Source organism: Segatella copri (assembly GCF_009494835.1).
GTDB lineage: Bacteria > Bacteroidota > Bacteroidia > Bacteroidales > Bacteroidaceae > Prevotella > Prevotella copri_F.
Genome location: NZ_VZBE01000026.1, coordinates 1 through 13,125 on the forward strand (window position 1 = coordinate 1; position 13,125 = coordinate 13,125).

A 13,125-nucleotide genomic window follows, 5' to 3' on the forward strand; every position below is an offset into this window, starting at 1 on the left:
CCTCCCTCTCCCCTGAGGGTGAGAGGGTCGGGGTGAGAGGTGGAGCCCTCTTTAAGGGTAAAGAGGGACGGGGTGATTTTCGAAGAATTGACAGGGTGGTTCGAAAAATCCTCTTTTATGGTAAGGGAGGACGGGTGGGGTTTCGAAAAAACTCTTTGAATCGTTTCTCGAATCTGAGAAACCAGCTCCCTTCTATGGGCAACAATCCAAACATGGCAATTGGAATGTTCCCTCAAAAACGATTCTACGACCGAAGCGAGTAGAACCGTTTTTCCCGTACCAGTTGGCATTTGTGCCATCACGGACCGATGAAGGCGCAACGCCTTCTCAATCCGTTCTTTCATATCCTCTTGGTAATCAAAAAGCTTAATATTCTTCATATAAAAGCATATAATGAATATAGCGTCCCTGCTATATTCCAAGCAGTGACACCTATCAGTATGTTAAAAAGTAATATGGTATCTTTTAAAAAATAAAAAGAAAAGTCATAAAGATAGGCAGAGCTTCATCAAAAGCCCTACCAATCTTAAAGTATATAATTAAAATTTAAAATCTTATCCTTTTGTGTTTTCCAAATTGTTTTTTTATCTTATATATCCCAACAGATCAAGATACATCATCCTTGACTCTAAGTGTTCATCTTCAGAAATATGATTGCTCTGCATAAAGGAATGCATCTTGATGAAAGAAATCATAAAGGGTTAACAAATGCCTTTACTAGACATTTGTTAACCTATCTTGCACATAAATATATATCTTTTCTTGTTGTGTTTTCCTTGGGATAGAAAATGCTACTACCTTTTTAAGGTATAAATCCCAGCAAGTTCTTTGATATACTTCTGTTCTTCCTCATCATCAGGTCTATCAACAGGAATACGTGCGACATAACTCGTAAAACGCATCATCATCTGTTCGATAAAAGGATGTTTCATTTGACCTATTGGTTCTAATGATTTCAGCTGTTCCAAATCCAACGACCTGATATGCTGAAAATCAACAACGACACAATCCATATCTAAAACAGGCCGAGGATCAAAAAAGAAATGCCTACAGATATTCTTATTGTGAATATAATCTTTTAAGAATCTAGTCAAAGCATCCCATTGTCTCCTTTTTAGTAGACCATCCGTTGAATCTTTCACAAGACTTTGGAATTCCTTCGACGCTCCAAGAACCTCGGCAGCTGGCTCAAGTGCTGCCACCATCAAGAATCCGCTATGGTCATGTTCCAAGTCACAAGCCTTGGTGATGACAATACCTAAGGGATTGTCATCACCAAGGCCCCAATCAACACCATCTACGATGGTTCCTTGGGTAAAATCCCCATTAAATTCAGAAATCCAGATGCTCATTCTTCCACTGTTATTATTTCACCTAAAGTTTTACCATTGTACGTTTTTTTAAACCACTTAGACTGAGACAATCTCTTATATCTCTCCCTGAGATTCTTTTTTTTAGGGAAAAGATAGATCTTATCCTGCAATATAGGTTCATCACTAGCAGAACTAGTGTAAGCGAAAGAACATGCATTGGCAGTAAAATCAGAGTTCAATTCACAGGCATTGGCATTTACGCTCAACGCAGTCATTGTCATAGCCATAAATGCATAAAAGCTTTGACTACTTTTTGTCATTGTTGTTTTATCCATAATTCTAAACAATTATTCATTAAACAATTTATTGACAACTTGTGCTTCTATTCTAGAAATAGAAGCTTCTATCATTCCCCTAAGTTGCGCTGCATTTGGTATCGAATCCATATTTTGGTTATGATGATGGTTTATGTTGACAAATATACCATCATCCACCCCCATTCTAGGCTCGACATCAATATTCGCCACCTGATTTTCGTCTACCCCAATTCGTAAAGTCAACTTGCCACAAAGATGAAAATTACTATCAGGGTGAACATTATTTTTTATGAAACGATTCCACATCCAGACTTCAGCATTCTCACCTAGTCCTAGGATTTCCTTTTCAAAATTAATGCCATAAGCAGACAAAGACATATTAAAATTAGGAATCTCCACCTTCTCTATTTCAGCCTTTACTGCTTCCACATACTTCACGAGACTATCAATATTTTGAGCCTTAACTATCAACTTAGCTGGATTAATCACTACCAATGGATATGGTTTATTATTTACAGCAATAGTATAACCATCAGGCATTAAGCCATTGACAGTTTCGTAAGGCATACCAAACAGTTCTCTGCAAAACTTTGCATCCATCTGTGGCATAATCGTCATCGGTTGACTCCATACTGCCACATACGATAAACACATATCTTTCTTTTCCATAATCTGCTAATATTTATATTCTTTGTGCAAAAGTAATCAAATTCTTGTAAAGTCAGCTATTTTTTACCGTATTTTATCAATTTTGCTCAAAAATAACATAAAAATAATCGTTTTTCTTTATTTTATGCATGTCTATCCATGAAAAGAAGAGTATAATACTTATCCTCAGACGTAGAATCTATGCGCTACACCACATAGCTTGAAGTCCTCCCATAGCGGCTCGGCATAGCCCTTCCTAAACAGTGCCTTCTCCTCGCCCTCAAGTTTCTTCTCCTTTATCATTTCCTTCATTATTTAAGTGTCTCGTTGACTTTACTCCAGTCTTTATTCATCAATTCCTCGATGATGCTATGAATCTTCAAGGCATATTTCGTTCTCGGATGATTGCCATACTGTGTTCCTCTCAGAATACCTTCATAAAAGATGGTTACGATGATTTCAGTCTGTTTTCTGTACCTCATATATTCCTGTTCATCATATTCCTTGTTGTGCCAATAGTAGGAACTTGCCCAATAGCGCTTATGGTTATCCAGCATCTCCGATGCCAGGAAACCATACTTGACGAGTGTTGCCTTCTTGGTCTTCATCAGTTCATTCATCTTGTTGTGGAACAACAGAAAGGCATTGAACGACATTCCCTCCATGATGGCTTTCCATTCAGCACTCTTCTTCTTGACAAGGGCTTGGTCTGCTTCTACTTTTGCCGTGACCTCATCCTCTTGCTTCATCCGCTCTTCCAGATAGGTGGTATCCCATTTTCTCCATATCAGTTTCTTGATATATCCATCCAGTTCCAAGGCAAACTTACCTTCTTCAGTCTCCTTGACATGGTATTTCTCTTCCAACAATGGTGTACGCATCTTCGACGTTATCGAATATACAGTTGTTGTAATCCGCAGTCGCTCAGTACCGGCATCTTCTCCTGCTATTACCTTATCACCCAAGATAGAAACGGTTTTCTCCAGTTCTTCCAACTTTTCATCAGTAAAGAAACCATATTCCTTCAACTTCCTCATCATGCCATAGATTTCAAAATACAAGGCATTAATGAATATGACAAAGTCCTTGTCTTTCAGTGTTTTCGTGAAGAAAAAGAAATAGGTACTAACAGGGTACATCTCCATATTCTGTGGTATTTCTATTTCCTCAGGCAACTCCACTCCCGAAGCCTTGCCGTCTTCTCTCGCTGTCGATATAATCTCGCCAGTCTCAGGATTCCTGGCATCCAGATAATTGCCGAAGTCAAAGTCCTTGTCTATCTCGCCAATACCAGTCAACTCCTTCAGCAATATCTTCGGCTGCTTGGCATCACTCTTCATGATTTCCTTGAAAACATCCACGCTTGCCATACAGAGATTACCAACGGCAGAGGCAAACACCACATTCATCAGCAGATTGCCATGCAGCAGATCATCGAACTTCTCTCCATAGATGCGCATAGAGATATACCATTCCTTGGGATTGCCCTCAAAGCCGATGGTGGAGATATGGATATCCTCAGCCGTATCAGTATGCTGTCCATACAGACTGCTGATAACAGGATATTTCTTCCGAAAATGTTTTTTGATGATCTGTTCGTAACGGTCATAACCGTTCTCAGCAAAGTCCAACACATGCGCCCATCTGCAGCATGCCATGATATATCCGTCATGGTTCAGGAAGTTCATGTTGAAGTACTGGTGCTCGTTGATTCTCACCGTCACCTCCAACTGCTTGTTGGTCTTTTTATTGAACGCAAACGTACCTTCAGACGGAAAATCTAAAGGCACACTGGTTGTGAACACTGGTAAAATTATAGGTGCTTCTCTCATTGTTTCTGTTTATTATTGGTGTAGTTGATAATTTACAGGAGTGATTTCTCCTCATAATCCACACTCAGCCCTTTGGGAATATAGTTGATTCTCGGTCGCTCCATCTTGGCGCGATACCGTTGCTTCTCCAGTGATCGTTTTCTCTGCTCGTCCCATTTGATGCGCAACAGCTTTTCTTCCCTTATCTGAAGTTCAATATCCCTAAACTCAGGTGTATTCATCACCTCAGCCTTCAGATGCTTCTTGATGACTTTTTTTAGATAGCGTTTCCATGCCTCCTTATTCTCTTCAGTAACGAATGGCGGACATTGCTCTCCATAGAAGGTGTGCCATGTGAATGGCTCGAAGTCAAGGTGCCAGAGGAAGGATTTGTGTTGGGTGTTGTTGATTTCCATATTATCATTTTTTTCGAAATGCACTCTCAGTAAGTTCTTTCGTGATTTCTACTTGCCGCTTAATAATCTCTTGCTTTATTCCTTCAGCATATTTGAATTCTCCAATATTCAAACAATATTGATAGAGTTCTTGCAACTTAGTAATAACATTCATATTATTATGACTTATCAAGTAAGCAGCTAAAGTCTTTTGTTGCTCATTATTAGCAGTAGCCTTTAATGCTTTTAATATCTTATCTAAAAATGTTTCCATACTTAATCTTAGTGCTGTATACCACTCTATTTGATGATACAAGAGTGTATTACTAACGAACAGTAAAATATGACTTAAATGATTTTATATTCTCCACTTTTTCATTATTACCATTATCTCTTCCAAAGTGCATATATTTAATACACAGTACTTTTGCGCTTGGTATCCAATGAATATTGGCTAAGACAACGCATGAAAACAATGAAAGTTCATTAGGGTCTCCATCAATATTTTCAAATTCTTTTTCAGCTAACAAACTCTTATGGTCTGCAATTTTTAGAAGCCCTAACCAAATGTTCAGATTATTACCAAATTTGTTCAGATGATATTTTTCTGTCCATCCATTTGATGGCTCAACAAACTCCAAATATGGCAAATATTTTTTCTCTAAAATGAAGATGTAATCAGAAAGATATTTGCTACCACATTTGTAATTATATATATTTATATTATCGTATGAATATATTCTATCATTCTTTTTCACAAAATCGTCATTTCTTCCTACATGATAATCCCAATATACACCAAAGGAAATTATAATATAATCATTATTCAACTTCAATTTGTCAAATGCTTCGAATAAATCTTGACTGGCAATGTTTAGCTGTGGCGTTGCATGTTGCAAAAATGTTGTTGCAAAGAAATGAGAAAACTTATATTTTACTTTATCACTTATATTTGTATCAATATCAACATAACTTACCGAAGGCTTATCAACAAATGCTTGATTTGGATAAAGTTGACATACAGAAGCATTTATCCGATATACTTTTGTGTTATCTGTTTTTTGATTGTTATAAAACAGTTGGTATTTATCAAGTTCAGAAGAAATTTCATTGTATATGTCTTTTTTCAAATTTTCTACAATATCTTTATCATATTCTTGATTTACTCTCAAATCTTTATCTTTTTCATCTAAACGATTTATATAATCTTCAATATAACAGTCTAAGCATTTTACTTTTTCATGATAAATTCTATTGATATTTGAAATAGCCTCAGTAATATGAACAATATCAATACATCTTAGATATTCCTTTTTAGACTCTATCTTTCTTATGCAGAATTTTAGAGCATCTATGTTATCTTTCTCCTTGTGAATATCCATTGAATTCTGAGGAGCAGCAGGAAGGCTAAATACATATCCTACTCCAAATGGATAATAAGGCAAAGCATAAAGTCGATAAGTCAGGAGTGCTATATATGTATTTGCTGCACCCAAAATTCTTCCACCAGTAATACCATTCAATTGAGGCATAGGATACCTTCTATCCAATAGAAATGGATAGTTTTTATAAATTCCATTTAAATATGATAGCATTTCCAAACATTCCGTTAATGTTGAAGGTACCAATGGATATACTTGTGGTTGAGATTGTGTAAAACTTAAGATTCTTTTCAATAAGGAGTATTTCCCCTGTTGAAGAAGCATCGCACAGAACATTACATGGAACTCTAAAAATCTCTTTCTCTCCTCATTATGTTGTTTAACCTCTTCTTCTGTAAACCTAGTGTTTGTCAGTGGATTTCTTGTATATGTTGAAACGTTATCCATATACAAATCATATTTTTGAGATGCCTGTTCCCAATAATCCATCACCCATTCGTCTTTCCCATAAAATATTTGAAGTCGAAGATTACTCCAAAGTATAGTGTAGGTATCCTCTGATATAAAACCATCAGGATAAAGCAATGCGGTCAGAAAAGCATTACCATTATTGATAGACATCGGCTCATAATTTAACTTACATAAGTTCTCATTTATTTTAGTAAGTCCATCATAGGCATAATTGTCATAGCGTACCTTTGTGCCTATATGTCCCTTATGAAACTCTGAAATATATTCAACCCATTTGTCATATACATTTCTGGCAGCCTTTCGATTTGAAGAACAAAGTATATAATTTATCAGATCAACCCATTCCATAAAATGTATGGATGCATTTTCAGCAGACTTTCCAACTGCTTTCTTATAATCATTCCATATATTCTCATGTAAGGTCTCTGCATCATTATACATGCGTATTATCTCAAACAAGTGAAAGAAGCATCCTATCAAAAAAATGGTAGCGATAGTTTGAATCGCTATGTAGATATAACAACATTTTGATTGGTCTAACAGAAAAGGATTAACGACCGCAATTATCAAATTGACAACCAATAAGACATTGAATGTAGCAAAAGCCTTCTCGTTTTTTAACCTTTTAGTTAAAAGAGAAGAACCGTATTTGTCGTCTATTCTTTCTATACTGGCATTTATCTGAGGATAAGCAATACCAAATACAGCAGCAACAATAGACAACATACCACTATATGTATAATTTGTAAAATCAAACATTATTTTTCTTTAATAATTGTAGAATCTAAAACTTCTATTAGCGTTTTCAGATTTTTATCTAATATAGATAATTGAGAAGACAAAGTAACTGTTTGTTTTTCAAGCTGCTGATTCATTTTTTGAAGCTTCAAGACCTTATCTTTATCTATTTCATGTTTAATAGAATCTTGCTTTGCTAATACCGAATCTAACTTAGTTTGTTTGTTTTTATATTCTTTAATCTTTGCATGATTATAAAAAGCCAAGAAAACAACTACAATACTAATGAGACCGCAACAAAACCAAATATTGCGTCTATATAGAAAGTGTATGCAATTCTTTAATTTATTATTATCAATTTCCATAAGTCGCTTTTTCTGTCTTCTCTTTCTCTGCCATTTCTGCAATCATTTCCTTCACCAGATATGAGGCTGTAAAAAAATACCCCTTTTGCTTGGCCTTTTGAAACAGAAATTTATTAAATGGGACAACTTGATATTGTTCTTTACTATTTTTGTACGAGATGTATTCGTTAATAAGGACCATTAGTGTCCAATAAAAATTGGACACGTTAATTAATTAATCAAATAGTCCCTTAAAAAGGGGATAATCGAGTTCTTTGACATCGTTGAAAATAGTCTTATCAAATAGATCTCTTAGACGGGTTTTGTCCGTCAATGAAATGCTTAGAATCTGCAAAACTTCATATGTCGAGCGTTTCAATTGCATATCATGGTGCACAATAGCCACGAGACAATAAGTGATAATGGCAACACTAATCTGTATGCGTACAGCATTCTTCGTTGTGCCCCAGAATCTCTTTATCTTAAGATGCTGCTTTAGCCATTTGAAAAATAGTTCAACCAACCATTTTTTTTATATAGATTCGCGACATCCAACGCAGAAAGATGCTTTGCATTCGTCAGAAAAGTAAACTCACGATCATCTTCTTCATCGTAGTATCGAATGAATCTGAATGATTCAGGATACTTCTTTTCGGAAAGATATCCTGTTAGTTTTACTTCTGCATCAGTTAGTACATTCTTTGGCATTCTTCGCTTCCATTTTACCATTTTGTACTTCAAGTTCGTTTTGGCTCTGACTACATAGTAGGAACCTGTAAGATGAATCTTATAAAGTTCCTTGAAAGTATCATAAGCCCTATCGAAAATGTAGTAACTATTTGGTTCATACGTAATTGAAGACATTGCTGTAGAATCATGCTTTGATGCTGTGGTCACAGTATAGAAAGCTGGAACTTGTGCTTCTACGTCATATAAGACATGTGCTTTGACTCCTCCTTTCTTACTTCTGAACTTTGCCCATGGAAAAGTTGCAAGACACAACGGAATAGTTGTCGAATCAAAAGCATACTTCTTTCCTGGTATATTCAAAATGTTGGTTTCTCGCTTTTTGCAAGCTTCCTTCATCATATAGAATGCAAAGTCTTCGAAAATCCTGTAATCACGAGTCTGATTGGCATAAGCAAGAGTTGCTTTTACGATAGTATTACGTCCAAGCCCCAGATGATATTGCTTAGCTCGATGAGCTTCCAATGCAACTATCAAGTCACGTAAACTCTCACGATTGCTCAGTTGCCCAAACATCATTGCAAGAAGCTGATTCCAGCAAGTGAAGTGTTTCACGTATCGGTTGCCATCATACTTGCGTACGTAGTTGTTGAACTGAGTTCTATTCAGAAATGCAGTAAGTTGAGCGAAAACATATTTGTCTTGAAACATAGTAGCCAATTCTTTTTGGCTGCAAAGTTACAAAATCAAGTCCGTTTCATTGCAAAATACTGCATAAAAGACTATAATTCAACTGTTTCAAAGATCGAATTGCCCTTTTTTATTGGACAGTAGTGTTCTCTACAATATTATTAAATTGTTCTTCCATAAGCTAGAAATCTTTATTGATTCGTTCCCTTGAAATAATCTTTGAGCATAACAAGTCCTTGTCATATTGATGAAGGCGTATCTTAGAACCACCAAGATACTTCAACTTATTAATCGTTTTAATGATAAATCTCACCTGAGATTCTTCTTTGACAATGATATAAGTAACATCGCTTGCCTCGAAAGTAAGTTTCTTTTCTATCATTTTTTGTGAAGGTGCAGGTTTAGAAAACTTTCGTCCTCTTGTTTCATTAACTCCACAAGTTTCATTATATGCCCAATAGGCTCTGATATTGCATTCTGCTCTACCTTCTCTTTAAACTCTCGCTCGCTAAAGCTTTCGAAGAAATAGCCACGAGTATCTCTAAACAGGCGAGGCTCAATGATGAGCATGCCTTCAATATCTGTCTTTATTACTTCCATTTTATGTTTATAATTGATTTGAATATAGTCAAAAAGGGCTACTAAAATCCATTCTCAAAAGTGTCTCAAAATTTCAAAGGAGAATGAATCGCTCGCCCGTATATCTTTTAAAATCTATATAAAGCAAGCTTTCTCCAAATAAAGTGATAAATTCTTGCAAAAGGCTCGCAAATCACCTCTTCTGGATAACTTGTCAAGAATCTGAGATTCCTTTTGAAACGACGCAGTGCTTTCTGCAGCTGATACGAGAGCTTTCCTTTCTTTACAGCTAAAGTCTTCATCCTTTCATCGTAATGTCCGAAGTTTCCTGCAGCCATCATCTCTTCCATGAGGAACACTCCATGTTTTTCCGAAACAGGACACAAGAGTTCTTCATCAGCAAGACCGAATATTTCTTGAAGTACAAACATCAATGCTGATGCAAAGCGTTTCATGCCACAATCACTGATATGTTTCATCAGTACATCAACATTAATCATCTCGGATTGACCTTGCCGTTCATTCTGATATGCTTTCAGAAGAACATAAAAGTCAAGAATCTGTCGCATACCAACACCTTCATCTAAGAGATGCCTATATATGTGGTTCATCTGGAAGATTAAGTCATAGTCAACTCGCAGTTTCTTAATCGTTCCACATTCATCAATTTCCTTATTTTCAAAAACTGCAGACTTGAATAACTTCTGAAAGCATAGATTACTCCAAGGAGCATTCAAGAACGAAGGACGAAAATGAATCTCAACAGGAACTCCATTCACAGGTTTCACCTCTGCATGCAAATGGCATAAGGATAATAGGATTTTCTTGCTTTGACAATAATCAATAATAGACTTTACAGGATGCTTAGTCTTTTCCTTTGGCCAAATCCAGGCATCTACATCACCACAGATTCTTAACTGTCCTAGGGTATGTGCCGAGTTCAAACCATCATAATATATATGATTGGCTTGACCTTTCAGTATACAAGTTTCAAAGCCATCTTTGTCAAGCGCCTCGGTTAAGCGAAGGCATACATCAGTAGTCTGTCGATTCCGATGCTTGATACTTTCTACCACCATCGCCCATTGCAAGATTACATTTCGTGGAGGCCATTGCTCTTGCGGCAAACGCTCAACACCTTCAAACATAATCCCAACAAGCGCCTGCTTCTTGGCTAATCCAAAGATCTCATTCCATTCCTTTTCAGAAAGCGTATGGGATAATTGAACCGTTTTTCCTATGGCTGATTGAAGAATGGTATAAAAATCCTGCAATATCATTTCTTCAACCCTTGATACACTCCTCCTACTTCATCAGCAATCTGGTCCCAATCATACTTGCTCATGTCGTAATCCGCATGCTGCAATGGTGCCTCGATAATCTTTCCGAGCTTTTCCGAAAGTTCATCCACGTTGCCACAATGGAAGTAATCATCCTTTGGCAATCCAACCTCCAGATTTGCGGGAATATCGCTCACTACTACCTTTACACCATAGCTCATCGCCTCCAACAGGGCAATCGGCAAACCTTCGTGCGAAGATGGAAGACAATAGCAACGGCAATTCGTCAACAGCGAATGAAGCTTTCTGCCCTTGATAAAGCCAGTAAGCACCACACCATTCTCCCTTGCCATCTGCTTCAATCCCAACGAATACTCATCTTCGAAGTCTGTATCGCCAGCTAACACTAACTTTATATCCGTGGAATCCGTGTGCGTCTTTTTCCATTTCACGAACGCTTCCACCAGATGATGCAGGTTCTTCTCAGGCACAAATCTGCACATTCCCAGGATATATTTTCCCTTCTCTATCCCCAGTTCCTTGAAATATTCAGGATAGTCGCAGATCTCAGGCTCAGAGACACCATTATATATAAGGTGTACATTCTTCGTCCTTCCATATTTACGGGCAATGAGATTCTTAATGACGTTCGAAATCACAATAACATCATCGGCAAACATGCAGCCCATACGCTCACCCATCTTCAGGATAGTCTTGGCAGCAAATCCCCACTTATCCCTGTCATAGTCAGGACCATGATGTGTAAACACCACCTTCATGCCCAGCAGTTTGGCGTATGGAACCAGCAGCGCAGGACCGATGGCATGGATATGCAATACATCTGCACCCAACTTCTTCGCCTCTTTGATGGCACGGAAAGTATGGATGATGGCCTCGAAACTCTTCTTCTTAGGAGAAGGAATCGTTACCAGTTTCACACCCTTCCATTCATGTAAGTCATCCTTCACATAGTTCGAACGACGGATCAACGTTACATCATAACCACGTTCCACCATTCTAGGGAACAATTCCTCACAATGCGTCTCCACGCCACCCATGATATTCGGGATACCACGAGTACCTGTTACAACTATTTTCATAAAAAGCTAGAGATTTTTTTAATAAAAGTATTACCTTTGCAGGCATGAATAAGATTTCAAACTATATCAAAGAAGCCATACAGTACTTCGGCATCATCTTGATGTAGATGCTCTCAGCACTGTGGCTTCTTATCAATCATAAGAGAATCAAGTGATTACTTGATTTCGATATTTCTATCAGTTTCCTTCTTGGTAGCCTCATAACCCTGGCTAGCCACGTCAGCGTTCACGATGTCCTCGCCACGCTTGCCCTTCAAAGCCTCCTTTGAATCGGCAGAAAGACCATTGTTCACCACTGCATTCATATCGCAGGTAGAAAGCTTGTCAAGCTGCTCCTTAGTCACCTTACCATCACGATACTCGCAGCAGATAGGGTTCTCATACATAGAATACTTCATACCGAGCAGACTCTTCAGCTTGTGCTTAACCACCCACAGGGCAGGAGTCTTGATGTACTTGTGCATGGCAGGAGAAACAGAACCGATCATCCAGCAGTTTCTGTCACAATGTCTTACCTTCTTACGAACCTGCTCAGCCTCTGGAGAACTCCAAAGCTCATCCCAAGTCTGGCGGTTCAGGTTACCCATCACCTCCTTATCCTTGGTACCATTACATGGCATCACATCACCGTATGGGTCGATGAAGAAGGTATCGAAACTCATATCGCAAGGCAAGAGACGCTTCTGACCATAGATATAGTTGATGAGTCCATGGTTGAAGTAAGCACGGAACCACTTCTTTGGAGAGTTAGACTTCAACAGTTCGTTCACCAGGTTCTCGAAGTTCTTAGCCACCATCGGACGATCGTGGATGATGTTCTTAGCCTCAACGAAGTAGAAAGAGTTATGGAGCGATGCGGTAGCGAACTCCATACCCATCTTGTTGCTCAACTCATAGAGAGGCACGAGGTCTGGAGCATTCTTATCCTGAACGGTCATACCGAAGCCTACATCCTTCAATCCCATCTCACAGAGCTTCTTCAGGGTAGTATAGCCACGGTTGAAACCATTGTTCAGACCACGGATTTCATTGTTGGTCTTCTCCAAACCCTCGATAGAGATACGGATACCAATCTGTGGAAACTCCTTCGCCAGGTCGATGATACGGTCGGTAAAGAAGCCATTGGTAGAGATCACGATACGGTCGCTCTTCTTATAAAGCTCACGTACGATGTCCTTCAAGTCCGTACGGATAAAAGGCTCACCACCCGTGATGTTGGTAAAGTACATCTTAGGAAGTTTCTTGATAGTCTCAATAGAGATTTCCTCCTCAGGCTTAGAAGGAGCCTTGTAACGATTGCACATCGAGCAACGAGCGTTGCAGCGGTAAGTCACGATGACTGTACCATTCAATTTCTTTTCTGTCATAAT

Annotated in this window: 14 protein-coding genes and 2 pseudogenes; all 16 read right to left on the reverse strand. The window is 38.0% G+C overall.

Annotation, left to right across the window (positions count from 1 at the left end; translation table 11 throughout):
- Window positions 1-380 (reverse strand): DEAD/DEAH box helicase family protein (locus F7D47_RS04475; protein WP_153108136.1); only part of this gene is annotated, 380 nt, incomplete at its 3' end.
- A gap of 414 nt (window positions 381-794) precedes the next feature.
- Window positions 795-1,352, reverse strand: coding sequence for a hypothetical protein (locus tag F7D47_RS04480; RefSeq protein WP_153086630.1), 558 nt, complete (start codon window positions 1,350-1,352; stop codon window positions 795-797).
- A complete protein-coding gene (locus tag F7D47_RS04485; RefSeq protein WP_153086629.1) occupies window positions 1,349-1,648 on the reverse strand; it encodes a hypothetical protein in 300 nt (99 codons plus the stop codon). The genes F7D47_RS04480 and F7D47_RS04485 overlap by 4 nt, the downstream gene beginning before the upstream one ends.
- Window positions 1,649-1,660: 12 nt before the next feature.
- Window positions 1,661-2,299, reverse strand: coding sequence for a hypothetical protein (locus F7D47_RS04490; protein WP_153086628.1), 639 nt, complete (start codon window positions 2,297-2,299; stop codon window positions 1,661-1,663).
- Window positions 2,300-2,464: 165 nt separating this feature from the next.
- Window positions 2,465-2,590 (reverse strand): hypothetical protein, encoded by a 126-nt coding sequence (locus tag F7D47_RS15025; RefSeq protein ID WP_262884371.1) that lies wholly within the window; start codon window positions 2,588-2,590, stop codon window positions 2,465-2,467.
- Entirely contained in the window at window positions 2,590-4,110 is a 1,521-nt protein-coding gene (locus F7D47_RS04495; protein WP_153086627.1) for a hypothetical protein, read from the reverse strand. Before F7D47_RS04495 ends, F7D47_RS15025 begins: the two co-directional genes overlap by 1 nt.
- Before the next feature lie 32 nt (window positions 4,111-4,142).
- Window positions 4,143-4,505: a hypothetical protein gene (locus tag F7D47_RS04500; RefSeq protein WP_153086626.1), complete on the reverse strand. Its 363-nt coding sequence runs from the start codon at window positions 4,503-4,505 to the stop codon at window positions 4,143-4,145.
- A 4-nt stretch (window positions 4,506-4,509) separates the two neighbouring features.
- Window positions 4,510-4,758, reverse strand: a complete 249-nt coding sequence (locus tag F7D47_RS04505) for a hypothetical protein (RefSeq protein WP_153086625.1) — start codon at window positions 4,756-4,758, stop codon at window positions 4,510-4,512.
- Window positions 4,759-4,810: 52 nt separating this feature from the next.
- The gene (locus F7D47_RS04510) at window positions 4,811-7,096 is read right to left on the reverse strand and encodes a hypothetical protein (protein ID WP_153086624.1); all 2,286 of its coding nucleotides are present in this window, start codon (window positions 7,094-7,096) and stop codon (window positions 4,811-4,813) included.
- Window positions 7,096-7,440 (reverse strand): hypothetical protein, encoded by a 345-nt coding sequence (locus F7D47_RS04515; protein ID WP_153086623.1) that lies wholly within the window; start codon window positions 7,438-7,440, stop codon window positions 7,096-7,098. Before F7D47_RS04515 ends, F7D47_RS04510 begins: the two co-directional genes overlap by 1 nt.
- A gap of 214 nt (window positions 7,441-7,654) precedes the next feature.
- Window positions 7,655-8,817, reverse strand: a pseudogene (locus F7D47_RS04520) (IS4 family transposase).
- Between the two features lie 160 nt (window positions 8,818-8,977).
- A complete protein-coding gene (locus tag F7D47_RS04525; RefSeq protein ID WP_153086622.1) occupies window positions 8,978-9,178 on the reverse strand; it encodes a hypothetical protein in 201 nt (66 codons plus the stop codon).
- 95 nt (window positions 9,179-9,273) lie between these two features.
- Window positions 9,274-9,396 (reverse strand): annotated as a pseudogene (locus tag F7D47_RS04530) (dTDP-4-dehydrorhamnose 3,5-epimerase family protein); the annotation flags it as partial.
- Between the two features lie 107 nt (window positions 9,397-9,503).
- Window positions 9,504-10,655, reverse strand: coding sequence for a nucleotidyltransferase family protein (locus F7D47_RS04535; RefSeq protein WP_153086621.1), 1,152 nt, complete (start codon window positions 10,653-10,655; stop codon window positions 9,504-9,506).
- Complete coding sequence (locus tag F7D47_RS04540; protein ID WP_153086620.1) at window positions 10,652-11,755, reverse strand: glycosyltransferase family 4 protein; 1,104 nt, start codon at window positions 11,753-11,755, stop codon at window positions 10,652-10,654. Before F7D47_RS04540 ends, F7D47_RS04535 begins: the two co-directional genes overlap by 4 nt.
- A 155-nt stretch (window positions 11,756-11,910) precedes the next feature.
- On the reverse strand, window positions 11,911-13,122 hold the full coding sequence (locus tag F7D47_RS04545; protein WP_153086619.1) for a radical SAM protein: 1,212 nt from the start codon (window positions 13,120-13,122) through the stop codon (window positions 11,911-11,913).
- Window positions 13,123-13,125: the final 3 nt, after the last annotated feature.